The 25,698-nt window shown below is 38.8% G+C and carries 25 protein-coding genes; 23 read left to right on the top strand and 2 right to left on the bottom strand.

Annotated features, from left to right (window positions below):
- Positions 1 to 1,105: nucleotidyltransferase (locus ACI48O_RS18270; RefSeq protein WP_435563285.1), on the bottom strand; the 1,105-nt coding region annotated here is incomplete at its 3' end.
- Positions 1,106 to 1,628: 523 nt separating this feature from the next.
- On the opposite strand from ACI48O_RS18270, the gene ACI48O_RS18265 reads away from it, so the two are divergent.
- From ACI48O_RS18265 to ACI48O_RS18250, 4 genes are all read left to right on the top strand, one after another.
- On the top strand, positions 1,629 to 2,156 hold the full coding sequence (locus ACI48O_RS18265; RefSeq protein ID WP_435563284.1) for a YceD family protein: 528 nt from the start codon (positions 1,629 to 1,631) through the stop codon (positions 2,154 to 2,156).
- An 84-nt stretch (positions 2,157 to 2,240) separates the two neighbouring features.
- The gene (gene rpmF / locus ACI48O_RS18260) at positions 2,241 to 2,414 is read left to right on the top strand and encodes a 50S ribosomal protein L32 (RefSeq protein WP_009791160.1); all 174 of its coding nucleotides are present in this window, start codon (positions 2,241 to 2,243) and stop codon (positions 2,412 to 2,414) included.
- A gap of 589 nt (positions 2,415 to 3,003) precedes the next feature.
- Positions 3,004 to 3,765, top strand: coding sequence for an enoyl-CoA hydratase/isomerase family protein (locus ACI48O_RS18255; protein WP_435563283.1), 762 nt, complete (start codon positions 3,004 to 3,006; stop codon positions 3,763 to 3,765).
- A 70-nt stretch (positions 3,766 to 3,835) separates the two neighbouring features.
- On the top strand, positions 3,836 to 4,462 hold the full coding sequence (locus ACI48O_RS18250) for an RsfA family transcriptional regulator (RefSeq protein WP_435563282.1): 627 nt from the start codon (positions 3,836 to 3,838) through the stop codon (positions 4,460 to 4,462).
- A 35-nt stretch (positions 4,463 to 4,497) separates the two neighbouring features.
- Here the strand turns inward: ACI48O_RS18250 and ACI48O_RS18245 are convergent, their stop codons facing one another.
- A complete protein-coding gene (locus tag ACI48O_RS18245) occupies positions 4,498 to 4,971 on the bottom strand; it encodes an N-acetyltransferase (protein ID WP_435563281.1) in 474 nt (157 codons plus the stop codon).
- A 301-nt stretch (positions 4,972 to 5,272) separates the two neighbouring features.
- Here ACI48O_RS18245 and ACI48O_RS18240 point away from each other — a divergent pair, with 301 nt between their 5' ends.
- From ACI48O_RS18240 to ACI48O_RS18150, 19 genes are all read left to right on the top strand, one after another.
- Positions 5,273 to 6,172: a 2-dehydropantoate 2-reductase gene (locus ACI48O_RS18240; RefSeq protein ID WP_435563280.1), complete on the top strand. Its 900-nt coding sequence runs from the start codon at positions 5,273 to 5,275 to the stop codon at positions 6,170 to 6,172.
- Positions 6,173 to 6,556, top strand: a complete 384-nt coding sequence (locus ACI48O_RS18235) for a DUF3397 domain-containing protein (RefSeq protein ID WP_435563279.1) — start codon at positions 6,173 to 6,175, stop codon at positions 6,554 to 6,556.
- 104 nt (positions 6,557 to 6,660) lie between these two features.
- Positions 6,661 to 8,295 (top strand): bacillithiol biosynthesis cysteine-adding enzyme BshC, encoded by a 1,635-nt coding sequence (gene bshC, locus ACI48O_RS18230; RefSeq protein ID WP_435563278.1) that lies wholly within the window; start codon positions 6,661 to 6,663, stop codon positions 8,293 to 8,295.
- A 594-nt stretch (positions 8,296 to 8,889) separates the two neighbouring features.
- Positions 8,890 to 9,321, top strand: coding sequence for a division/cell wall cluster transcriptional repressor MraZ (gene mraZ / locus ACI48O_RS18225; RefSeq protein WP_435563294.1), 432 nt, complete (start codon positions 8,890 to 8,892; stop codon positions 9,319 to 9,321).
- A 43-nt stretch (positions 9,322 to 9,364) separates the two neighbouring features.
- A complete protein-coding gene (rsmH, locus tag ACI48O_RS18220) occupies positions 9,365 to 10,300 on the top strand; it encodes a 16S rRNA (cytosine(1402)-N(4))-methyltransferase RsmH (protein WP_435563277.1) in 936 nt (311 codons plus the stop codon).
- 23 nt (positions 10,301 to 10,323) lie between these two features.
- Positions 10,324 to 10,677: a cell division protein FtsL gene (gene ftsL, locus ACI48O_RS18215; protein WP_435563276.1), complete on the top strand. Its 354-nt coding sequence runs from the start codon at positions 10,324 to 10,326 to the stop codon at positions 10,675 to 10,677.
- Positions 10,678 to 12,921, top strand: coding sequence for a penicillin-binding protein (locus ACI48O_RS18210; protein WP_435563275.1), 2,244 nt, complete (start codon positions 10,678 to 10,680; stop codon positions 12,919 to 12,921).
- 142 nt (positions 12,922 to 13,063) lie between these two features.
- Positions 13,064 to 14,998, top strand: a complete 1,935-nt coding sequence (locus tag ACI48O_RS18205; protein ID WP_435563274.1) for a stage V sporulation protein D — start codon at positions 13,064 to 13,066, stop codon at positions 14,996 to 14,998.
- Between the two features lie 188 nt (positions 14,999 to 15,186).
- A complete protein-coding gene (locus ACI48O_RS18200) occupies positions 15,187 to 16,650 on the top strand; it encodes a UDP-N-acetylmuramoyl-L-alanyl-D-glutamate--2,6-diaminopimelate ligase (RefSeq protein ID WP_435563273.1) in 1,464 nt (487 codons plus the stop codon).
- Positions 16,650 to 17,096: a hypothetical protein gene (locus ACI48O_RS18195; protein WP_435563272.1), complete on the top strand. Its 447-nt coding sequence runs from the start codon at positions 16,650 to 16,652 to the stop codon at positions 17,094 to 17,096. Before ACI48O_RS18200 ends, ACI48O_RS18195 begins: the two co-directional genes overlap by 1 nt.
- Before the next feature lies 1 nt (position 17,097).
- Positions 17,098 to 18,072, top strand: coding sequence for a phospho-N-acetylmuramoyl-pentapeptide-transferase (gene mraY, locus ACI48O_RS18190; RefSeq protein WP_435563271.1), 975 nt, complete (start codon positions 17,098 to 17,100; stop codon positions 18,070 to 18,072).
- Positions 18,073 to 19,422: a UDP-N-acetylmuramoyl-L-alanine--D-glutamate ligase gene (gene murD / locus ACI48O_RS18185; RefSeq protein ID WP_435563270.1), complete on the top strand. Its 1,350-nt coding sequence runs from the start codon at positions 18,073 to 18,075 to the stop codon at positions 19,420 to 19,422.
- A gap of 66 nt (positions 19,423 to 19,488) precedes the next feature.
- A complete protein-coding gene (gene spoVE / locus ACI48O_RS18180; protein ID WP_435563269.1) occupies positions 19,489 to 20,589 on the top strand; it encodes a stage V sporulation protein E in 1,101 nt (366 codons plus the stop codon).
- Positions 20,590 to 20,794: 205 nt separating this feature from the next.
- On the top strand, positions 20,795 to 21,901 hold the full coding sequence (gene murG / locus ACI48O_RS18175; RefSeq protein WP_435563268.1) for an undecaprenyldiphospho-muramoylpentapeptide beta-N-acetylglucosaminyltransferase: 1,107 nt from the start codon (positions 20,795 to 20,797) through the stop codon (positions 21,899 to 21,901).
- 64 nt (positions 21,902 to 21,965) lie between these two features.
- Positions 21,966 to 22,883 (top strand): UDP-N-acetylmuramate dehydrogenase, encoded by a 918-nt coding sequence (gene murB, locus ACI48O_RS18170; RefSeq protein ID WP_435563267.1) that lies wholly within the window; start codon positions 21,966 to 21,968, stop codon positions 22,881 to 22,883.
- 130 nt (positions 22,884 to 23,013) lie between these two features.
- Positions 23,014 to 23,799: a cell division protein FtsQ/DivIB gene (locus ACI48O_RS18165; protein WP_435563266.1), complete on the top strand. Its 786-nt coding sequence runs from the start codon at positions 23,014 to 23,016 to the stop codon at positions 23,797 to 23,799.
- A complete protein-coding gene (locus tag ACI48O_RS18160) occupies positions 23,783 to 24,478 on the top strand; it encodes a DUF881 domain-containing protein (RefSeq protein ID WP_435563293.1) in 696 nt (231 codons plus the stop codon). Before ACI48O_RS18165 ends, ACI48O_RS18160 begins: the two co-directional genes overlap by 17 nt.
- Before the next feature lie 25 nt (positions 24,479 to 24,503).
- Positions 24,504 to 25,241, top strand: coding sequence for a DUF881 domain-containing protein (locus ACI48O_RS18155; protein ID WP_435563292.1), 738 nt, complete (start codon positions 24,504 to 24,506; stop codon positions 25,239 to 25,241).
- Positions 25,242 to 25,243: 2 nt separating this feature from the next.
- Positions 25,244 to 25,606: a small basic family protein gene (locus ACI48O_RS18150; RefSeq protein ID WP_435563265.1), complete on the top strand. Its 363-nt coding sequence runs from the start codon at positions 25,244 to 25,246 to the stop codon at positions 25,604 to 25,606.
- Positions 25,607 to 25,698: the final 92 nt, after the last annotated feature.

Here is a 25,698-nt window from a genome sequence, read left to right as displayed (position 1 = left end):
CGGAATTTTTATACGATGAGAGCTTTGATATAAGAGGGGTGCTCAACTGTTGTTTCTTCTTGTTTAAATAGATTCTTCCGTTTTCAGTCATCCCCAGCAATCGTAAATAGGGTACAGGTTGATCGAGAACATTCATGTCAATTTTCTTTGTATTCGTTAAAACATGAAGACAAACTCTTTGTAAGCGGGCCCAAGTATAACGTTTTGTTTTTACAAGCTGAATAAATTCAGAAAAGGACTTTGCTTTTTCAACAGTAGACAAAAGTCTATTTTCAATCCCTTCCTCCATTTCATATATTGCTGTTAATTCCTCTGGACTGCTTTGCAGAAGCTTATATTTGAAGAAGGGCCAATAAAGCTCCCAATTATGAAAGCCTCCATATTTTGCTTTATATTCATTCAGTAACTTAAAGGTCGATTCCGGCACGTAAGCTAGAATTTTTTCTAGTTGTTGCTCTTCTGAAAATAACGCAGAGCGGATACTAGTGGCACTCGCGATCGTGCTAGAAGAAAAATGCTCATCGTGATAGCCGGCATTTTTTCGTTGTACCGTGATCACTTTGATTGTCGGCTGCTGCAGTTTCTCGGCTGCTTTCAAATAATGGAACCCTAAAATATTGTTTGGCTTTGATAAATCGATCATCGTATCGGTTGGTGATAAGTCTTTAAAAGCCTGCGATAACGCTCTTGGGTAACTCACTCCTGTTTGCATATACAGCTTAACCTGCTGCTGAAAAAGTGAATCATGCTTACCGATGAAATCATATGTTTCTTGAAAGGCTTCAATATTTCCCGCTTCACTTCCAAAGCAAATGGACTCACATCCCGCAGAATGGAGAAGTGAAACACCGCCAAATGCAAATATTTCTGCCTGCTGTGTAGCATACTGATAAGGAAGTTCAAAAACAATATCAACTCCTGCCTGTAATGCCATCTTTGTTCTAGTCCATTTAGATACTAAAGCAGGTTCCCCGCGTTGAAGAAAGTTGCCGCTCATTGCAGCAATAACCACTTCGGCTCCGCTTGCTTTTTTTGATTCTTCTAAATGAAGGGCATGTCCATTATGAAAGGGGTTGTATTCAACAATGACGCCAACTGCTTTCATTTTTTTGCCTCCTTTAACTAACATCTACCATAACGGTCACTATTCGTGTTTTCAAGTATTTTTGATTATTTTACCCAGATTGGTTACACTTGTAAAAGTGTGATAGCGGGAGTACCCATTCTTTTTGTATTTTTTAAGCTTCTAAGGCTAGGGCGAGCCGCCTACGCTTTTCGATCTGTCTAGCTCCGGCGACTAGGGGCTCGGGACATAAGCCAATCCGTCCAAATGGTCAAAGAACGACCTTTCGGCCGGCTCGTCTTATGCCAGTCGCCCCTGGGCGAGCTACCTACGCTTTTCGATCTGTCTAGCTCCGGCGACCAACGCCTAGTGGACTTCGCCTATCTCCCTGCGATAAGTCAACATCGAATCGCTAACGCTCTTCGTGTTTCCTTTATCTCAGTCGATATGCTCCAGTCCATACGGCGCTGCCCGGTCGCCTACGCTTTTCGATCTGTAAAGAAAAAATATTGACAAATAATTATGTGGAAGCTATAATTACCTTTGTTGCCTTGAGGTGATTCAATTGAAATGGACAATTAGTCAGTTACAAAAATATCGAGCCAAGGGTCTTATAATTGATGAAACAATTCAAGTTGATGATATGAGTAAAGTAGAATCATCAATACGCGCTGTTTCTCCAATGCATATATCAGGAAGAGCCGATATCGGTTCGACCGAAGTGACTTTTCATTTAGCAATAAAAGGTCATTTAATCCTGCCTTGTTCTCGGACGTTAGTTGATGTGAATTATCCAATTAATGTTGAAACAACGGAAACCTTCCTGCTTAATGCTTCTGAATATGAAGTTGGTGAGGAAGTCCATCAAGTAAAAGGTGATGTGATCGACCTTATGCCGGTCATTCAAGAAATTCTTTTGCTTGAGGTTCCAATGCAAGTATTTTGCGATGACGTTAAAACTGGAGAAGGTGCTCCTCAATCAGGTAAGGATTGGGAAGTAATCCAAGAACAGAATCATACACAAAAAGTTGATCCACGTCTTGCTGGGCTTGCTAAGTTTTTTGACGAAAATGATTCTTCTTCTGATACATAATCGGAGGAAACAAAAGAAACGTGAAGATCTGAATAATATCTGAACTTCATATCATTCTTAATTGTCTTTAAGGAGGTGGGAAGAATGGCTGTACCTTTTAGAAGAACTTCTAAAACTGCGAAAAGAAAGCGTCGTACTCATTTCAAACTACAAGTTCCTGGTATGGTAGAATGCCCAAACTGCGGTGAAATGAAACTTGCTCACCGTGTATGTAAAGCTTGTGGAACATACAAAGGAAAAGAAGTTGTAAACGACTAATTTTCCTCTGATAAAAAGCACAAGGAGTCTATGGCTCCTTGTGCTTTTGTCATTTTTGTAAGTAAAATTAGTGTTGTTTTTTTAGGTAACAATTTATATAGGGTTATTGGTATTAAAATGGCGGGTGACTCAAGCGGAAATTGCAACCAATGAGGGCTATTGGTATTAAAATGGCGTGTGACCCAAGCAGAAATTGTAACCAATAAGGGTTATTGGTATTAAAATGGCGTGTGACCCAAGCAGAAATTGTAACCAATGAGGGTTATTGATGACAAAATGCCCGAAAACTCAAGGTGAAACTGCAATCAATAAGGGCTATTGGCAACAAAATGCCCACTCACCAAAGGAGAAACTGCAATCAAATACTGGTTTGAAGTGATCCTAATATGAGGGGCCTGTTTACCATCAGTAAAGAGAAACACCACTAGCAGCAGTACTTTATGAAAAAAAATACACTAGAACCGTCCCCATGAACAGGTCCCCCAGTGACTTTATTTGCTATTTTTCTCCATGACCAAGAAGAAATCATTGCAAAATTGTCGGATAATTTCTAAAATTAAAGTAAAGCTATATTTTTTGGAGGATGGAAATGAATAACGCATATAAGATTGAGGAAATGCCACAAGGATATCTATTATTTACAATTAATAGACCAGAAAAGCGGAATGCTATTAATTATGCCATCATGGAAGGGCTTGAAATTGTCATTGAAAAAATGAAAAATTCCTCTTTGAAGGCACTGGTCATTACAGGAACTGGTGAAAAAGCATTTTGTTCTGGAGGAGATTTATCAGTCTTTCATGATTTAAAAACAGAAGAACAAGCGTATGGAATGTTATCAAAAATGTCAAAGATTCTTGTAGATTTATTATTACTACCGAAACCAACTATTGCTCTTATCAATGGAACAGCAATGGGGGGCGGCTGTGAGTTGGCATCCGCTTGTGATTTCCGGATTGCTAAGGCTGGTATTAAGGCTGGATTTGTCCAGGGAACACTAGCAATTACCACGGGATGGGGCGGAGGCACCATGCTTTGCGAAAAAATAGCCCCAATGAATGCAATGAAATTGTTAATGGAAGCAAAAATGTATGAAGCTGAGAAGTTGCTAGAATTAGGGTTTATTGATGCGGTTTTTGAAGGGGATCTTCTTGAAAACAGCATACATTATTTAAAAAATGTTCTAGCAATAGAGGCTGGTGTTTTAGAGGCTTATAAGTCCATGCTAGTTCGAAAATGGACTGAAACAGGGATACAAGCCAGAATTGAAGAAGAGGTACGTACTTGTTCCCGTCTATGGGAATCTGATGCCCATCACGATGTCGTCAATAAATTTTTGGCAAAAAACTAATTTAACGTTTAGCAGTCTATCTTTTCTAGTGAATGCATATGTATGAATAAAAACACTAGGAGGGATAAACATGCCGACAACACGCCAAGATGCTTGGACGCAGGATGAGGATCTCTTACTTGCAGAAGTAGTTCTTCGCCATATTAGGGATGGTGGGACTCAGCTGCAAGCCTTTGAAGAAGTAGGAAGGCAATTATCGAGAACATCAGCAGCATGTGGTTTTCGCTGGAATTCTTATGTGAGAAAACAATATAAATCTGGAATAGAGTTAGCGAAGAAGCAACGGAAGGAAGCAAAAAAGTATAGTGCTTCTGATTTCGATGATGATATAAACCAAATTGTTGAACTGAAAAATAGTCAATCTATTAGAGCCGAACAACCAAGTGAGCTCACGTTTACCGCGGTAATTGAATTCTTAAAGGATTTATATGAGAGAGCGGAAAAGCACAGTGACCAGTCAGAAAGTCTCGAGCAATATGAAGCGAAAATCAAAAAATTAGAAAAACAAACGCTGGATCTTACTGCAGAAAATGAAAAAAAAACAAAGGAATTAAAGTTAATTGAAGAGGACTATCGCGCCTTAATTGAGATAATGGAACGAGCAAGGAAAATGGTTGTTTTACAAGAGGAAGACCGCCAACAAAAGGTGAAGTTCCAAATGGACAAAAACGGAAATTTGGAGCGAATTGAAAAATAAGAAAAAGCGGACGATTATCTGTCCGCTTTTTCTGCTTATAAGATTTGTTCTTTGAATCCAGACGGAAACCAGATAAGGGGATTCTCGCCGAGATCACGGCTTGTATCGTAATGAACAGGTGAGAAGCCCATTTTCTCCCAAAACTCCTTTGATTTAACGCGGGGATTTGTTTTAATTGGGTAGCCAAAACTTTGTGCAAATTCTACTAACGCACGTCCTAAGCCCTTTCCTTGGAAATCCGATAAAACCTCTAGCTTCCAAAGTTCAAGGTAATCCTTTGGAGGACTGAAATATCTATTATACCTTGCATCAACTTGATATAAGCTCATTCTTGCCACTAGCATGTCAGCAAAATATATTCCATAAAACGGTGAAGCGCTGTCATTTTCAATGATATTTGCCTCTAGATCCTCCAGCATCGATAATTCTTGAAGACCGTATTCTTTAAATTTTTTAAATTCCTCTAAAGTCTTGTAATTTACTTTTAATTTCTCTACTTGTACGTCCACTTAGTTTCCTCCTATATCCTTAGTCCAAAACCCGTGAAAGCCATTCAATAGCAAAACGTTTTTAGTATTTACGTCTACTTTTTAATTATATAATAAAAAATCAAAAAATTCTGCATTTTTACCTTGCCGATAGGGACAAAAATAATAATAGTAGAATGATCAAGCAAAACGGGTAAAGAGTCATGCTTTATTTATATACATTGATAATCCGAGTAAATAAAAAGTTTTCATATTCGAAATGTTCATTTCTACAAATTGTTGCTACAATAAAAACTATCATAGTTGAATGAGGTAAATGCGTATGAGAATTGGAATTATTGGTGGCGGTTCGCTCGGTCTTCTATTTGCTTATTACCTTAACAAAACCGCTTCCGTTACCGTTTATACTAGGACGTTAGAACAAGCAGAAGTAATCAATCGTGAAGGGATATGTTTAAAGAAAAAGGAGAATATTTGGAACACCTTCGTTTCTGCTGTTCCATTTGACAGCTGGCAAGGACTAGAAGATATAACCATTGTTACGGTGAAGCAATACCAGCTGACTCATGTTTTGGATAAAATCTCCAACCAGCCGAAATCTTGTGGACGACTTTTATTTTTACAAAATGGAATGGGGCATATTAAGTCCCTTAAGAATATGACAAATCAGGAAATCTATATTGGTTCTGTTGAACACGGTGCTTACCGGGATAGTGCTAATGTGGTGCACCATAATGGGGAAGGCGTTACCAGATGTGCCGTTTTGAATGGAGATCCATCCTTCCTAGAACAATTTGTCTCAGTGAGTCCAAGCAGTTTCCCGTTTATTATCGAACCCGACTATTACGAAATGCTAATAAAAAAATTAATCGTTAATGCGGTAATTAACCCATTAACGGCGGTTTTGCGTGTTCAAAATGGGGAGCTTATTGATAATCCCCATTACTATAAAATTTTGAACGATATTTTTTCGGAAATCACAGCGATTTTACAGTTAAAGAATCGTGATCAAATTTTTTCTCATGTCATGAACGTCTGTGAAAAAACTGCTCAAAATAGATCATCTATGCTCAAAGATATAGAACATCATCGGGAAACAGAAGTTGACGCCATTTTAGGTTATTTACTTGAAGAAGCGGATAGCAAAGGGATACAGGCTCCGCTTATCCAAACCTTTTTTCACCTCATTAAAGGATTAACATTAAATGAAGGGGTTAAATAAATGTCTGGATTCATTTCTCATGTAATTGCTGCATTCGTAACAATCCCGATATTGGGTTATCTATGTGTGTTTTTCATTAGTAAACCACTCCTTAAAAATCATCGCAAGGCTGTCCATTTAGCGATTGACTTTAGTACCGTGTTGTTCGTATTGGCTGTCCACCATTTAATATTGGTTATTTGGGAAGTTTCGTATTTATGGTTAATTTTTCTGCTGATGATTATTGTAGCGTTAATTTTTGTGATTATTCATTGGAAAACGAAGCATGAAATCGTGTTTCTACCAATTATTAAAGGATTCTGGCGGATGAATTTTTTGATTTTTTTTACTACCTACCTTGTTTTACTCGTAGTTGGTTTAATTCAAAGGCTTAGTAGCTTATAATTTCCCCGATAAATTTCAATTAGGCAAAGTTTTTTCCTTTTCAAATATGAAAATGCTATACTCATTAAGAATGACTATCGTTGATTAGAAAGGAAGTACAATAAATGGAGATGTTAAATCTCTCGCTTCCGGCAAATAACCGGTTTGCAACTGATTATTTGGCACAAACGCCTGATATAGCTCAGTTTTTTCATTATCGTTATCAAGAACCAATTAATTATACAGAACGTGCGCAGGAATTAAAAAAACGTGCGTTTCAAAGGGAAGAACTAGCCGAGCATATAGAACAATATATGGCTAAATTCCCCACCTCCCAAGAAGTCAAAAAATCATTAGAAAAACTTCGGGATCAGAATAGTGTTGTTGTCATTGGAGGCCAGCAGGCAGGTGTGCTGACAGGTCCCCTCTATACAATCCATAAAGTGATCTCAATTATTTCCTTTGCAAAACAACAGGAAGATGAGCTTGGCATTCCGGTAGTACCGGTTTTTTGGATTGCTGGTGAAGATCATGATTATATGGAAGTCAACCATATTTATGCAGAAGTAAATCATAAAATTGACAAATGGACCTATCCTCAGTTAGTTTTAGAGAAAAAAATGGTTTCCGATATTCAAATTAATAAAGAACAATGCTATTTGTGGGTTCAGCAAATTATCGAATCATTTGGTGAAACAGAACATACAAACCATTTATTAAAGTTTACCCATCAGGCAATTGAACGTTCCCAAACTCTTGTTGACTTTTTTTCGTGTATTATTATGGAATTGTTTAAAGAATTTGGGTTATTGATTATTGATTCAGGTGACAAACAGCTTCGTTTTTTAGAGAGAGACTGTTTTCTTAAACAAATTAAAGACGGACAGAAGATTACTGAATTAGTTTTCCAACAGCAAAAGGAATTAGCTCGTTTTGGTTTTTATCCTTCTATTGATATGAAGGAGAATGCTGCCAATATTTTTTATAATGATGTTGAAACGAATTCGCGGATATTACTTGAATATAGCCCAGAGAAACAGTTATTTATTGGGAAAAATAGTTCAGTGCAGTTTTCTTTCGATCAGTTAATTCAACTGGCTGAGGAGCAACCTGATCGGTTAAGCAATAATGTTGTGACAAGACCGTTAACGCAGGAATGGTTGTTCCCAACTTTAGCCTTTATCGCGGGTCCGGGTGAGATAGCGTATTGGAGTGAATTAAAACAAGTATTTGAACACTTTAATTTAAGAATGCCGCCCATTGTTCCTAGGTTGAATATTACTTTATTAGAAAGGTCAATTGAGACGGATCTTCAGGACTTAAGTTTTAGTTTAGAAGCTGTATTGAAAAATGGGGTTAATGATTATAAAGAGGAGTATCTTCAGACTGTTAAAAACCCTGAATTAGACCATCTCTTTATTGAATTAAGAAACGAGCTAACAGATTTTTATCAGCGAATAGAAGCAAAAACAAAAGAGATTGATAAAGGTTTGAGCCCGTTAATAAAGAAGAATGAAGACCTGTCGCAAAAGCAAGTCCGTTTTCTTGAAGACAAGATTAATGATTCTCTTTATCAAAAACACGGTGTTATCTTGCGGAAGATGGACCGAATTGGGAATGCATTAAGACCAAACGGGTCACCACAGGAGAGAATTCTAAATCCGTTTTATTATATAAATAAATATGGGTTTGATTTTGTAAAGCAGTTAGTAACGATAAATTATCAATTTGATGGAACACATAAAGTCATCAAATTATAAATAACTGAGGCCGACTCAATAGAGTCAGCCTCTTTTTTTGGGGAAGGCTGAGTTAAATAACAATGTTGATTTTGTACACTCAGTTGATTGGAGCGGAAGGTGCGAGACTCCTGCGGGAGAAGGTGTCACGGGAGACCCCACAGGCGCTTGCGCCGAGGAGGCTCCCGGACTCCCCTGCGGAAAGGGAGCACCTGGAGCGGAAATCAACAGCCAAATTAAACAGAGCCATTTGGAAAAGGCAATGCTCCATGCCAATTAATTTTTGTTAGTTTTTGTGGGTAGGAATTTGTTAATTTTCGACAATTTTATGTCTAAGAAAAAATGGTAAACAACAGTTGATTGTAAAAATTACCAGTAGAATGAAAAAACATAGAAATTCATGGAGATTTTTACGATCTTCTCAAAAGTCAAAAAGCCTGAAATAATAGGGCTTTGGTCGGATTGACCGTTTTCTTGTCGGAAGAAAACAACAATTCCATAGTGAAAAAATCGATTGTTTAGAAGGAATTCCATGGCGCTTAGAGAATTCTAAAAATAAGTGGTGAAAAGTGGGGGGATGTGGTAAATTTAGAAAAGAAAGTGGGGGTAGTGTATATGTTCATGGGTGAGTACCATCATAACGTTGATAATAAAGGCCGCTTAATTGTTCCCGCTAAGTTTCGTGATGACCTTGGTGAGATGTTTGTTTTGACGCGTGGCTTGGATCAATGTTTGTTTGGTTACCCGCTTGATGAATGGAAACTACTCGAGGAAAAGCTAAAAGGTCTTCCCTTGACTAAAAAGGACGCTAGAGCCTTCACCCGCTTTTTCTTTTCCGGTGCCACAGAATGTGAACTGGATAAACAAGGGAGAATCAATATATCAGCCCCACTGCTTCAATATGCAAATTTAGATAAAGAATGTGTCGTTCTTGGAGTTTCTAATCGAATTGAAATTTGGAGCAAGGAACTTTGGGAAGAATATTTCTTAAAGTCCGAAGAATCTTTTGCAGAAATTGCAGAAAATATGATAGGGTTTGATATTTAAACGCTCCGAGAATAATTCATTAGAAAGGTGGAATGAGAATTACATGTTTGAACATACAACAGTGTTATTACATGAAGCGGTTGACGGATTAAATATTCATCCAGACGGCATTTATGTAGATTGTACATTAGGTGGTGCCGGTCATAGTGCACTGATCCTTTCTAAACTATCTGATAAAGGCAGGTTGTATGCCTTTGACCAAGATGAAACAGCTATTGCCCATGCAAAGGTAAAGTTAGCCGAACATCTCAATAAAATAACGATCATAAAAAGTAATTTTTCAAACCTAAAAGAAGAATTGTTAGCATATGGCGTTCATCATGTAGATGGGGTTTTATATGATTTAGGAGTATCCTCCCCCCAGTTAGACACCCCCGAACGGGGATTTAGTTATCATCATGATGCTCCTTTAGATATGCGAATGGACAAGCAATCCTCCATTTCTGCCTACGATGTCATTAATTCCTGGAGTTATGAAGATTTAGTCCGCATTTTCTTTCAATATGGTGAGGAAAAATTCTCAAAGCAAATCGCTCGAAAAATTGAAGCAGCTCGTGCGAACAAACCGGTCGAGACAACATTTGAATTAGTCGAGCTCATCAAGGAAGCTATTCCAGCACCTGCACGGAGAAAAGGCGGTCACCCCGCGAAGCGAATTTTCCAAGCAATTCGAATAGCAGTTAATGATGAATTAGGTGTGTTTGAGAAATCTTTAAAGGATGCTTTTGGATTGCTAAGCCCCGGTGGGCGAATTAGTGTGATAACCTTCCATTCCTTAGAGGATCGAATTTGTAAGGTAGCGTTTAAAAAGGCTAGTGAGCTACCGAATCTGCCACCTGGTTTGCCAATGATTCCTAAGGAATTTGAGCCTGAAATGAAAGTCATTACCCGGAAACCAATTTTACCGTCTGAAGAAGAAATCCTTCATAATAATCGAGCTAGATCTGCTAAATTACGGGTCGCAGAAAAAAATAAATAATCATCAAAACGGGAGGGAAATAGATGAGCAACTTAGCTAAGAAACTGCAGCATGAAACGCAGCAGCGGACAAATCAACAAATCAATACTGCAACTGTTAAAAAGGCTTGGTTTTCCCCTGGTGAAAAAATATTAGGACTACTTTTTGGCGCATTTATCTGCATTGGCTCTGTTCAGATTATTTCTAACCAAGCTGCGATTTATAGCGTCAATAAAGATATACAGGATATTGAAGTGAAAATCCAAGAACAACAAAAAATAAATGGTGATCTAGAGGTTCAGGTTGCAGAATTAAGTACCTATGAGCGTATTTGGGAAAAAGCAACAAAAGAACTTGGATTACAATTAAACGACAATGTTAAGGTTGTGCAGGAGTAAATGATGAGAAAACAACCTAATATGAATCGGGGAGCAGCGATATTATTTGTAATATTCAGCCTGCTCTTTTTTGTCTTAATTATCCATTATGTTACTATTCAAGTTTCAGGAGATGCCAAAGGCCAGGTTTTGGCTGCTAAGGCACAACAGAAATATACGAAAGAAAGAATCATTGATGCCGAACGTGGAACCATCTTCGACCGAAATGGGGAAGTGGTAGCAAAGGATACTACTTCCTACTCAATTGTCGCGATTCTTGATAAAAAAATGACCACCGACCCTAAAAAGCCAAAGCATGTCGTGGATCCTGAACTGACTGCTCGGAAATTGGCAAAGTATATCCAGATGAGCGAAAGTGACATTCTGGAGGTACTAAGCAAAAAAGGTCGTTTCCAAGTTGAGTTTGGAAATGCAGGGCGGGATATATCCCATAAAACAAAAACGGAAATTGAAAAGCTTAAGCTACCAGGAATTACTTTTATCAGGGATAAAAAGCGGTTTTATCCAAATGGAACGTTTGCTTCCCATGTAGTCGGTTATGTAGACAAAGAGGAAAAAGAAGATGGAAGTAGTAAAACAATCGGTCAATTAGGAATCGAAGCCACCTTAAATGAAGCATTAACCGGCAAGAATGGAACGGTACAATACGAAAGTGATCTGTGGGGCTATTTGTTGCCTGATGGCAAGGAAAACATAACGCCTGCCAAAAATGGTAATGAAGTTTATTTAACGATTGATAAAAAAATACAAACCTTTTTAGAGGACGCAATGAACAAGGTAGTGGCGGAATATAATCCCAAAAAAATTATTGCCGTTGTCGCCGACCCTAAAACTGGTGAGATACTGGCGATGGGACAGCGTCCAACCTTCCACCCAAAAACACGGGAGGGAATTGAAAAAGGCTGGCATAATGAAGTCATTGAAAACTCGTTTGAACCTGGCTCAACGATGAAGATTTTTACCCTTTCTGCAGCCATTGAGGAAGGGGTATTTAATCCGAATGAACCGTATCAATCCGGTTCATACAAGGTTACACCAAATTCAAAACCAATCCGGGACCATAACGGGAAAGGATGGGGAACGATTACCTTTTTAGAAGGTGTCCAACGTTCCTCCAATGTTGCCTTTGCCCGGATTGCCAATGAAAAGCTTGGATTTGATAAATATCGGGAATATTTAACGAAATTTGGCTTTGAACAACCAACCGGAATCGATTTGCCAAATGAAACTTCAGGGAAAATTGTTTATCAATACCCTATTGATAAAATAACTACTGCATTTGGTCAGGGAACGGCTATTACCCCGATTCAACAAATCCAGGCTGCAACAGCGGTTGCAAACGACGGAAAAATGATGCAGCCCCATGTTGTAAAAAAAATCGTTGATTCTAATACCGGAGAAGTAGTTAGTGAAACCGAGCCAAAAATAGCGGGGAATCCAATCTCTGCTGAAACGGCAAAAGAAGTACGGGATATTTTAGAAACGGTCGTAACCTCTCCAAAAGGGACGGGAAGCCGCTATAAATTAGACGGTTATGCGGTTGCCGGTAAGACAGGAACGGCCCAAATTCCTGGAAAAGGTGGTTATCTAACAGGGCCGGAAAACTATATTTTTTCATTCTTGGGAATGGCTCCAAAAGATGATCCCGAGCTGATTGTGTATGTGGCAGTTCAGCAGCCTGAGATAAAAACCTATTTCGATGGCTCCATACCCGTTTCAATGATTTTTAATCCTGTCATGAAAAATAGTTTGCAATATTTAAATATTAAGCCGACAAGTATGGAAAAGGCGCAAACAAATGAAATCCCAAATCTTACAACATTATCAATTGAAGATGCTGTTGGAAAGTTACAAGAAAAAGGCTTAGAGCCGGTTATCATTGGAAATGGAGGTACTGTTCTTGAACAGTCTCCGGCTGCAAATAGCAAGATGCTTGAAGGGGAAAAAGTCATCCTAAGAACGGATGGAGAGCTTACCATGCCTGATTTAACAGATTGGTCCCGTCGAGATGTCATGACGGTTGCGAAAATGGCTGATTTGAAATTAACAATCAATGGAAGTGGTTATGTTGTCAGCCAGAATATTGAACAGGGTTCGGTCGTGGCAGGAGGCAGCTATTTGATCGTTGAATGTATGACACCTCAACAAAAAGAAAAGGCTGACAAAGAAAAGGAAAAAGAGGAGCAAGAAACAAAGGATCGAAAAGAGGGCGAAGATGATCCATTGGATGTCGTACATGATTGACGCTCTTCGTTCTAATTAAATAAGTACAAGCATATAAATGAACGAGCCTTATAGAGTGCTCACCAGCGAGGAATTGCTCAAGTAATCGATTTATCGGTGATAGGACAATCCGAAAGAGCAGGAAAGGGGTTTCGTTCATAATATGCGTGTATCTCAAGTTACAGTCCGAAAAAGATTGGCTATTGCCCTCATTGTCGGGCTATTAATTTTTTTAATTATTGATTTACGACTCGGCTATGTACAGTTTTTCATTGGTGAAATGTTAACCGATAGGGCAAAGGATTCGTGGAGCAGGAATATTCCCTTTGAGCCCAAGCGTGGGGAGATTGTTGATCGTAATGGAGTAAAACTAGCAACGAATATTAGTTCACCAACTGTTTATGTTGTTCCGCGTCAAATTGTTGACCCGGCCAATACGGCTGAAAAATTAGCTGCTGTTTTAAATATGTCCAAGGAAAAAGCCTATCAAATAATAACCAAAAAAAGCTCAAGTGAAAGAATACCTGAGGGAAGAAAGATTTCCCATGAAAAAGCAAAGGAAATTCGCTCGTTAGGCTTAAAAGGAGTCTATATTGGTGAGGATTCGAAGCGCCATTATCCTTTTGGTACTTATTTATCCCATGTATTAGGATTTGCTGGAATTGACAATCAGGGTTTAATGGGCTTAGAGCTATATTATGATAAAGAGTTAAAGGGTGAAAAGGGCTCTGTTAAATTTTACGCTGATGCAAAAGGAAAACGGATGAATGACATGGCTGACGATTATCAGCCCCCGGTCGATGGTCTTGATTTAAAGTTAACGATTGAAACAAAAATCCAGACAATTGTTGAACGGGAGCTTGATATTGCAGAAGCTCAATATCAACCTGATGGAATCATCGCGATCGCCATGAACCCAAATAATGGAGAAATATTGGCAATGTCAAGTAGACCAAGCTTTGACCCTGCCAATTTTAAAAACGTTCCACAGGAAGTTTACAACCGGAACTTACCTGTATGGAGTACGTATGAACCGGGCTCAACATTTAAAATTATCACCTTAGCAGCAGCGCTTGAAGAGGGTAAAGTGGATCTTGAAAAAGAGCATTTTCACGACCCAGGCTATGTGGAGGTAGGTGGCTCAAGACTTCGGTGCTGGAAAAAAGGCGGCCATGGTGGTCAAACCTTCCTTGAGGTTGTCCAAAACTCCTGTAACCCAGGCTTTGTCGAGTTAGGTCAACGATTAGGGAAGGAAAAGTTGTTCAAGTATATTAAAGATTTTGGTTTTGGCACGAAAACAGGCATTGACCTCCAAGGTGAAGGAACGGGTATTTTATTCAAAATGGATCGGATAGGCCCGGTTGAATTAGCGACAACATCCTTTGGGCAGGGGGTTTCTGTAACACCGATCCAACAGGTGGCAGCTCTATCAGCAGCTATTAATGGCGGAACTCTTTATACTCCATATGTAGCCAAAGAATTAATTGATCCACTAACAGGCGAGGTTGTGATGAAGAATTCACCTGTTGCAAAGCGGAAGGTTATTTCAAATGAGACATCTGAAAAAGTTCGCTATGCCTTGGAGAATGTTGTTGCCCAAGGATCCGGTGGCCGCGCCTTTATTGATGGGTATCGTGTCGGTGGAAAAACAGGTACAGCCCAAAAGGCTCAAAATGGCCGTTACCTCGAAAACAATCATATTGTTTCCTTTATTGGTTTTGCTCCGGCAGATGATCCTGAATTAGTTGTCTATGTTGCCGTCGATAATCCAAAAGGAACGGTTCAATTCGGGGGCGTAGTCTCAGCTCCAATTGTTGGAAATATCATGAAAGATAGTCTTCCTGCTTTAGGTGTTGAGCCACGTAAAGGTCAAATAGAGAAAAAGAAAGCATGGGATGACGTTCCGATGATTGAAGTACCGGATGTTGTTGGTTTTACAAAGAGAGAACTGGGAGAAGTGTTTGTTAATTTAAAAATAGATGCAAGCGGAGAAGGAGATACCGTCGTTAAGCAATCTCCTCAGCCGGGTGTAAAAATTAAACAAGGTTCCACAATCAGGCTGTATTTCTCTGATAGTAATAAAGAAAAAGAAGAATAGTAATGGAGAAGGGCGGGCGGCAAAATAAATTTCGCCGCCCCTTTTTTATGAATATGGTACTATGTTTAAATGGAAGGCAAAATCCAATCCGTCATCCTTTCAAAAAATCGAAAAATTATCTAATGCCCGTGGCTTAATTTACTAGAATCGTGTAAAATATAACCGCTGATGAGAGGATTTGATATTGAATGAGATTACATACCTTACTTCAAAGCTTACATTTGTTGACACCAATGACTTGTGAGGATGTTGAGATTACCTCTATTGAAAACGATAATCGCAAGGTTCAACAAGGAAGCTTATTTATTTGTGTGAAAGGCTATACCGTCGATGGACATCAATATGCCGATTCCGCTGTTCAAAACGGGGCCGTGGCCGTTTTAGCAGAAAGAGAACTAAACCTGGATGTTCCAGTGATCATCGTAAAAAGTACGATTAGGGCAATGGCTGTGCTTGCCGATACTTTTTATGGACAGCCCACTCAAAAACTGAAATTGATTGGTTTAACGGGCACAAATGGAAAAACAACAACCAGTCACTTAATTGAAAAAATTCTAGCGGATTCAGGTGTGAAAACCGGTTTAATTGGAACGATGTATACCAAAATTGGTGAGCAGAAGTATGAAACAAAAAATACGACTCCTGAAAGCCTTACCTTACAAAAAACCTTTAGAAAAATGATTGATGTACAGGTTGAGGCAGCAGTAATGGAAGTTTCATCCCATGCATTAGACCTTGGCCGTGTCCATGGCTGTGATTTTGATATAGCAGTATTTACAAATTTAACGCAAGATCATCTTGATTACCATCAAACAATGGATGAGTACAAGCGAGCAAAAGGATTGCTTTTTTCCCAATTAGGAAATAGCTTTGATCATCATTCACCAAAGTATGCGATCTTAAATGGTGATGATGAGGCTTCGGCTGCGTATGAAAAAGCGACAGCTGCTCATGTTTTTACCTATGGGATTGACCAACAGGCTGATGTGCGGGCAACCAATATTTCAATGGATGCCAGCGGGACTAAATTCGAATTAATTACCCCGATGGGAATTGAACAAGTCTCAATACAATTAGTCGGAAAATTTAATGTATACAACGTGCTCGCCAGTGTGGCAACAGCCCTAGTGTACGGATTGCCATTACAGCAAATCATAGCTTCGCTTGAAGAGGTAAAAGGTGTGTCTGGCAGAATGGAGCTTGTTGATGAAGGGCAATCCTATGCGGTTATTGTTGACTATGCCCATACACCAGATAGTCTTGAAAATGTGCTTAAAACGATTCAACAAATTGCCCATAAACGCATTTTTGTAGTAGTTGGCTGTGGTGGGGATCGCGATCGAACGAAACGCCCAATCATGGCAAAGATTGCTACGGACTTCGCAACGGATCCGATATTTACATCTGATAATCCTCGGAGCGAGGACCCGCTCCAAATTCTCAAGGATATGGAAGCTGGGGTTGTCGGTGAAAGCTATCAAGTCATCGTTGACCGAAAAGAGGCCATTTCTTATGCAGTAAAGGCCGCCGGTCCAGGTGATGTCATCCTTATAGCTGGTAAGGGGCATGAGACGTATCAGCAAATTGGAGATCAGATTCTCTCTTTTGATGACCGCCTTGTTGCGAGACAAGCGATAAAGGAGCGACAATAATGTATTTAGGGTATGGTTTATTATCTCAAATATTTCCGGAAACCACAGGGATAAAGGATCCTATGCTGATGTTTCATACGGTGACATCAGATGCAGATGCCGACCAGCCACGAGGTCTATTCATTCCCTTATGGGGAAATGGGGATGATTTAAAGAAAGCTCTAAACAATGGGGCCGTTGCGGCCATATGGGAAAAGGGCCAACAGGTGCCTTCCTATACCCCAAATCACTTTCCCGTTTTTTATACAAATAACCTGTGGGAAGATGTTAAAAAAATGCTTGAAATTCATGTTGAAATGGTAAAGCAGGAAAAGGAAGTAAAGCAAATGTCCAAATTCATTGATACAGGACTTCTTAATGAAAAAATAAAAACATATGATAGTTCTGATAAGATTAAACAAATACTTGAGCTAATTCAAACATTAGAGGGATTAAGGGGGGAATAAAATGCTGGAACAGGTTATATTTTTTACAATACTTATGGGATTTTTAATCACAGTACTCCTTTCTCCAGTTTTTATTCCTTTCTTAAGAAGGTTGAAATTTGGACAAAGCATTCGTGAAGAAGGCCCTAAATCACATCAAAAGAAAACAGGAACTCCGACAATGGGCGGGCTCATGATTCTTCTATCGATCATCGTGACCACTTTAGTCATGACAGGAAAGTTTGCAGAGCCGACAGTTAAAACGTATCTTTTATTATTTGTTACGTTCGGTTTTGGACTATTAGGTTTTTTAGATGATTTTATTAAAGTCGTCATGAAGCGTAATCTAGGTCTGACCTCAAAGCAGAAGCTTTTAGGTCAAATTATTATTTCCGCTATTTTTTATTTTGTCTTTAATCAAAATGAGTTTTCTACTGAAGTGAATATTCCTTTTTTCGACTATTCATTTGATTTAGGTTGGTTTTATTTATTCTTTGTTATTTTTTGGCTTGTCGGCTTTTCCAACGCAGTGAATTTAACAGATGGCTTGGACGGCTTAGTTTCGGGAACTGCTGCAATCGCCTTTGGTGCGTTTGCCATATTGGCGTGGAATCAATCCCAATTCGAAATTGCTATTTTTTCTGTTGCTGTTGTGGGGGCGGTATTAGGATTCTTAGTTTTTAATGCGCACCCGGCAAAGGTATTTATGGGAGATACCGGTTCGCTAGCATTAGGGGGAGCAATCGCCACCGTGGCCATTTTAACGAAACTGGAAATTCTGTTGATTATCATTGGTGGGGTATTTGTTATCGAGACACTGTCCGTTATTCTACAGGTTGCTTCATTTAAAACAACAGGAAAACGGATTTTTAGAATGAGTCCACTCCACCATCATTATGAATTGGTCGGCTGGTCAGAATGGCGTGTCGTTGTAACGTTTTGGTCAGTGGGGCTATTACTGGCTGTATTAGGAATCTATATAGAGGTGTGGTTATAAATGAGAAAACCTGAGCATTATCGTCATAAGAAAATATTAGTTTTAGGCTTAGCAAAAAGTGGAGTAAGCGCAGCCTCCCTTCTACATAAGCTTGGTGCATTTGTAACGGTGAACGATAAGAAGCCGCTATCAGAAAATCCTGAAGCTCAAGGGCTACTTGAACAAGGTATAAAGGTTATCTGTGGAGACCATCCTATTGAGCTTTTAGATGAGGGATTTGAGCTAATTGTAAAAAATCCTGGAATTCCGTATCATAATCCGATGATTGTTGGAGCATTAGACCGTGAAATACCAGTTATTACTGAAGTAGAACTTGCCTATCAAATATCGGAAGCCCCTTTTATTGGGATTACCGGTACGAACGGAAAAACAACGACAACTACGCTTATTTTTGAAATGTTAAACGAAGGCAATAAACAGCCGCTAATTGCCGGGAATATTGGAACTGTCGCTTCAGGGGTTGCGCAAAAGGCAACAAGTGATAATACAATTGTCATCGAGTTATCCTCTTTTCAATTGATGGGGATTAATACGTTCCGTCCGAAGGTAGCCATTATTACAAACCTTTATGATGCTCATTTGGATTACCACGGTACAAGAGATGAATATCGGGATGCAAAGGCAAATATTACTAAATATCAGCTAGAAACAGATTACTTAATTGTAAATGGTGATCAACAGGAGTTAATTGATTTAGCTGGTAAATCAGCTGCTAAAGTGCTCTTTTTCTCCACTTCAAAAGATTTAGGAGAAGGCGCGTTCATTCGTGATGGTTGGGTTATGTTCAATGAAGAACGGGTTGTTCAGCTTGCTGACATCGTTTTACCGGGTGTACATAACTTAGAAAATATTTTATCGTCTGTTGCGGCAGCTAAACTGAGTGGTGTTTCCAATGAAGCGATCCATCGTGTATTAAGCACTTTTAAAGGAGTAAAACACCGCTTGCAATATGTTGGTGAAAAAGCTGGTCGAAGATTCTATAATGATTCAAAAGCTACCAATATTTTGGCTACATCAAAAGCTCTGGCTGCTTTTAAAGAGCCGATTGTCTTGTTAGCAGGTGGATTAGATCGCGGAAATAGCTTTGATGAGCTCATTCCATCATTACAAAATGTAAAGGCAATAATTACGTTTGGACAAACAGCTGGAAAGTTGGAAGAGGCAGCAAAACAAGCAGGAATAAAAGAAATTAAACGGGTCGATAATGTTGAAAAGGCTGTTCCCGTCGCTTTCGAACTTTCTGATCAAGGTGATGTTATTCTGTTATCGCCAGCTTGTGCAAGTTGGGATCAATATAAAACTTTCGAAGTAAGAGGAGACATTTTTATCGAAGCGGTGCATAAGCTTTAATAAGGGTTTGTCCTCCTTGACATAATCGGGATTCAGGCTCTAAACTCTCAGTCGAGGTGTGTTGCATTGCCGTCAAAAAAGACTACTCCTGATTTGTTGCTAATGATCATTACATTTACGTTGCTAGCTGTTGGTCTCATTATGGTCTACAGTGCAAGTGCAGTCTGGGCCGATTATAAATTTAATGATTCCTTTTTCTTTGCGAAAAGACAATTGCTGTTTGCGGGTGTCGGTATCTTGGCAATGTTTTTTATCATGAACATTGATTACTGGACGTGGAGAACATGGGCAAAGGTTTTGATTATTATTTGTTTTGTGCTCCTTGTTCTTGTTTTGATACCCGGAATTGGAAATGTTAGAAACGGCTCGAGAAGCTGGATTGGAGTTGGAGCCTTTTCCATTCAGCCCTCAGAATTTATGAAGCTGGCAATGATTGCTTTTTTAGCTAAATTCCTTTCTGAAAGGCAAAAATTAATTACTTCGTTTAGACTTGGCCTTGTTCCGTCCTTGGCTCTCGTTTTTACGGCGTTTGCTATGATTATGCTTCAGCCGGATTTAGGGACAGGGACAGTAATGGTTGGTACTTGCGTAGTTATGATTTTTATTGCTGGAGCCAGGGTTAGCCATTTTGTTGGTTTAGGTATGATTGGTGTCGCCGGTTTTGTAGGTTTGATTATCTCCGCCCCGTATCGGATGAAAAGGATTACCTCTTTTCTTGACCCGTGGCAGGATCCGCTCGGCAGCGGATTTCAAATTATCCAATCATTATATGCCATAGGTCCAGGAGGATTATTCGGACTCGGTTTAGGACAAAGCAGGCAGAAATTTTTCTACTTACCCGAACCGCAAACTGATTTTATCTTTGCGATTTTGGCGGAGGAACTTGGTTTTATTGGCGGTTCATTTGTTTTATTGCTATTCGCGCTATTGCTATGGAGGGGAATTAGGATTGCTCTAGGAGCACCCGATCTTTATGGAAGCTTTTTAGCGGTCGGAATCATTGCCATGATTGCGATTCAAGTTATGATTAATATAGGGGTAGTAACCGGACTGATGCCGGTAACCGGCATTACATTACCTTTCTTAAGTTATGGAGGTTCGTCCCTTACTTTGATGCTTATGGCAATCGGAGTCCTATTAAATATCAGCCGATATGCAAGATTGTAATTAGACCCTGTACTAACAGGGTTTCTTTCATTTTCATTACAAAAGTATTACTATTCAAATCAAATATTTTTTTTAGGCAGTTTTATAGTAAAATTGGAAAGTGATAAATTGTAAACGAACAAGGTATACAATTTTGATAGTGTAGCTCAAGGTGCTTTTGATTCATGTCTTAGCGCAGAAGCTTTTCTAAATTGAGGTGTAGATAATGAAAATAGTTGTTAGTGGTGGAGGAACTGGTGGTCATATTTACCCAGCCTTAGCATTAATAAGAGAAATTAATAAGGAAGCGAAAAACGCCGAGTTTTTGTATATTGGGACGGAAAAGGGGCTAGAGAGCCAATTAGTACCACGTGAAAAAATCCCTTTTCAAGCCATTGATATTACAGGCTTTAAGCGAAAGCTTTCTCTCGATAATGTCAAAACGATTTATCGGTTTGTTAAAGGAGTACAGGACAGCAAAGCCATTCTGAAAAAATTCAAGCCTGATATTGTTATAGGAACCGGTGGGTATGTTTGCGGTCCAGTCGTTTATGCCGCAGCAAAGCTTGGAATTCCGACCATTATTCATGAACAAAACAGTGTTCCGGGATTAACAAATAAATTTTTAAGTCGATATGTCGATCGTGTTGCCATCTGCTTTGAGGAAGCAAAGCAATATTTCCCGGTGAATAAGGTCGTTTTGACGGGAAATCCGCGGGCATCCGAAGTGCTAGGGCAAGATGGTGAAAAAGGGAGAAGCTCAGTTGGCTTAAAGGCTGATCAGCCGGCTGTCCTTATTTTCGGAGGAAGTCGAGGCGCAAGACCAATAAATGAAGCGGTCCTTAAATCTTTAGCAGAGTTAGGCGAAAAACCTTATCAAGTCCTGTATGTAACAGGTGATGTTCATTATGACAAGGTCATGCAAGAGGCCGAGCTATCTGGAAATCCAAACAATGTAATCATTAGGCCATTTATTCATAATATGCCAGAAGTTTTAGCTGGAATTGACTTAACTGTTTCTCGGGCAGGTGCGACCACCCTTGCCGAACTTACTTCACTTGGGGTGCCAAGTATATTAATTCCAAGCCCTTATGTTACGAATAATCATCAGGAAAAAAATGCAAGAGCATTAAGCGATCATGGTGCAGCGGAACTTTTATTAGAATCCGAAATGAATTCGGTTAAATTGATTGAAAAAATAGATCAAATTCTGACACAGCCAAAGAGATTGGCTGAAATGAAGACAGCAGCTCAAAAGCTTGGCATACCAGATGCTGCGCAGAGGCTTTTCCAAGTTATGAAGGAAATCTCAAAACGAAGCACGAAAATGTAGCCCAAAAATATCCCTTTGGCATAAAATATACTAGACCTAACCTAACGATGAAAGGGAGGTAAATATGAACTCATTTCTAACTGAATTGAAAGCATTAAAGGTTGGCAAGATTAAAGAAAATGAAAGATTAGCCAATCATACAACGATGAAAATAGGCGGCCCTGCTGATCTTTTTATAGAACCATCATCAATTGAAAATCTTCAAAAGACCATGGAGCTTATTCGCAAATATAATTTAAATTGGCGTGCAATTGGCAGGGGGTCAAACTTGCTCGTATCAGACCTTGGAATTGAAGGTGTTGTCATTAAACTGGGCTCAGGACTCGGGGCTTTAGAAATTAATGGAACAGAAGTCAAAGTGGGCGGTGGTTATTCATTAGTCAGCTTTGCAACGGTGATTTGTAAAAAAGGATTATCAGGATTGGAATTTGCAGGTGGGATTCCTGGCTCCGTTGGTGGTGCGGTTTATATGAACGCTGGAGCGCACGGCAGTGATATTTCTAAAATTTTAACGAAGGCCCATGTCCTTTTTCCAGACGGAACGCTTGAATGGTTGTCAAATGAAGAGATGGAATTTTCATACCGAACTTCCGTTTTACAAAAGAAACGACCTGGAATAGTTGTGGAAGCTGTATTCCAGTTAGTGGAGGGAGATAAGGATGTAATTGTCGCGGAAATGCAAAAAAATAAGGATTACCGCAAAACAACACAACCTTGGAACTTCCCTTGTGCCGGTAGCATTTTTCGAAATCCTCTCCCTAATTATGCTGGTAAGCTTATTGAAACGGCAGGTTTAAAAGGGTTCTCAATTGGGGGGGCAAAAATCTCTGACATGCATGGGAATTTTATTGTGAATGACGGAAATGCAACCGCGCAAGATGTAATGGATTTAATTCAATATATTAAGGATAAAATTTATGAATTATATGAAGTAAAAATGGAAACGGAAGTAGAAATAATCGGGAAAAACTTACAGAAATAATGCTTTTTGACTGTAACGATATGCTATAATATTTCAATAGGACAATGAAGGCTCTTACTAAATAACGGCATGATTTCGTGCCGTTGTTTTTCGCTTATTTTGATAAAATGCAGCTTCAGAGGTGAGTAAAGTGGATAAAGGGAAAATTGTCTCCCTTGAGGATAGAATTCCAAAATTAAAGCAGCAAAGAAGGAGAAAAGCTAATAAGAGACTCGTTATCTTATTGTTTTTTTTCTTTCTATTAATGGGCTGTATTATCTACTTTCAATCGCCTTTAAGTCATGTAAGGTATATTAATATTACTGGAAATGAAACGTATTCAGCTCAATATTTGACCAAGCTTTCGAGTTTGTCAAAAAAAACTAATATTTGGAAAATCAATGAAGGAAGCATAGAAGAAAAACTACGCAATCTTCCTGAGGTTAAGAGCGCAGAGGTTCACGTGAAATTACCAAGTACTGTATCGATTAAGATCAAGGAACACAAACGGATCGCTTATATTGGCAAAGATGAAACCTTTTCAGCAGTCTTGGAAAATGGAGAAATATTACCGGAAATGAAAAAGGGGACATTCCCAGTTCAAGCCCCCATCTTAATTGGTTTTAAAAAAGGAAAAGTCTTAAATGAAATGATTGCTGGACTTGAAAAATTACCTGATGGAATTGTTAATTCAATTTCTGAGGTTCATTATACTCCAAAGGAAACCGATCAATACCGCATTGTATTGTACATGAATGATGGCTTCCAGGTTATTGCCACATTAAGAAATTTTGATGAAAAAATGGTTCATTATCCTTCAATTATGAGTCAATTAAATCCAGATGAAAAAGGAATCATTGACCTAGAAGTAGGCTCTTATTTTAAAGCATTTGAACAGGAAGGAACTGAAGAAATTGAAGATGAAGGTGAAAGGTAAGCATGCCATTCTTTCATTAGTTTGTTTAGTGTTAGGTTTTATGATTGCCTTTTCCTATCAAAGGACTCAAGCCGAAAATGAAGAAGCGAAAATTTCGGATAAGGAATGGCAACGAAATTTAGATTTAAGGAATCAATTGATTGAGCAAGAAGAAATTAACCGAGAGTTGCAAAAGGAGTTAACGAAAAAGCAACAGCAGGTTCTTGAAATAGAAAAAGAGTTAGGGAAAGAAGAAGAACTATTTTTTAACTTGGCAGAAGACACTGAGAAATATCGTATGTACCTTGGAAAGGTTAAAGTAAAAGGAAAAGGAATCGCTGTGACGTTAGCGGACGGTGATTATGATCCGAAGGAAGAAAATATTAATAATTATTTAGTTCATGAACAACATGTCTTTAAAGTCATTAATGAATTATATATTTCAGGTGCATCAGCCGTTGCCATTAACGGTCAAAGGCTCTCTTATAATTCCTATATTGTTTGTAATGGGCCCGTTATTACCGTTGACGGATATCAACATCCAGCTCCTTTTGTGATTACAGCTATTGGAGATTCGGATGTATTAAGTGCGGCTATTAACTTAACTGGCGGAATAAAGGACCAATTGGTCAACGATAATATCACAGTGAAAATTGAAGAGAAAGATAGTGTGGTTATTAATCCCATACTTGGTAGCTAGGCAGTAGGAAAGACAGGTGAAAATTTTGGACAAGAAATACAATAAATATTTAAATTTTACGGCTGTCACCGTAATCATCGGTCTAATGCTTGCCATTCAATTCCAAACAGTAAGGGAACCGATTGTGAGAGATACACGTGATACTTGGCAGATGAGGGAAGATTACTTAAAGGAAAAGGAAACCTACTCTAAGCTTCTGCAGGAGATCCGCTCAAATGAAGAAAAGCTGGCTAAATATGAAACAGAGCGAAAGCAAAGTAAAGAGCAAGTATTACGAGAGACACTCGAGGAACTAAAGATGCAAGCTGGGCTTACTGAAGTCACCGGACCAGGTATTGTCCTCTCCATTGAACCTGTTTATGAAGAAATATTGCTAGGGGAAGATGCACCAACTATTTCTCCTGATTTATTGAAAAGGCTAATTAATGAACTCAATATGTACGATGCTTTATACATTTCGATTGCAGGTCAAAGACTCATTAATACAAGCGTTATTCGCGATATAAATAACGAAACAAAAATAGATGGGTATTCCCTAAAAAATCTTCCGATTGAAATTAAGGTCATTGCTGAAAATATGCAAATGGCTGAAAAACTATACAATCGCATGCAAGCATCACAATCAGCTGAAGAGTTATTTCGTTTTGACAATTTAAGGGTGAATGTGTCAAAACCTGAAGCTGAAATTACTATACCAGCATATCAAGATACGATACGTGTCAGAAATATGGAACCAGTTGAATCGGACAAAGGAGGAAGTTAAACATGTGGCTTCCCTTAATCGGGTTAGTAGTCGGGGTCATTCTTGGACTGCTTACAGACTTAAGAATCCCTGATGAATACTCTAATTATTTATCGATTGCTGTGCTCGCAGCACTTGATACGTTATTCGGAGGAATTCGGGCACATTTGCAAAATATTTATGATGAAAAAGTATTTGTGTCTGGATTTTTTTTCAATATAATTTTGGCTGCAAGTTTAGCTTTTCTGGGCGTACATCTTGGTGTAGACTTGTATTTAGCAGCAGTTTTTGCTTTCGGAGTAAGACTGTTTCAGAATATTGCCGTAATTAGACGAATATTATTGACAAAATGGTCAACAACTCGGGAAAAAATAGAAAAAAATTGAATTAGAAAAAAGGGAATAATGTGGTTGTGACGAATAATTCTATAAGATATTCTGTTTCTATCTTAAAAGTTGTTGTTCGAATACAGAAATAG

The organism is Neobacillus terrisolis (genome assembly GCF_051233475.1).
Classification (GTDB): Bacteria; Bacillota; Bacilli; order Bacillales; family Cytobacillaceae; genus Bacillus_BU.
This window is presented reverse-complemented; position numbering and strand designations above follow the sequence as displayed.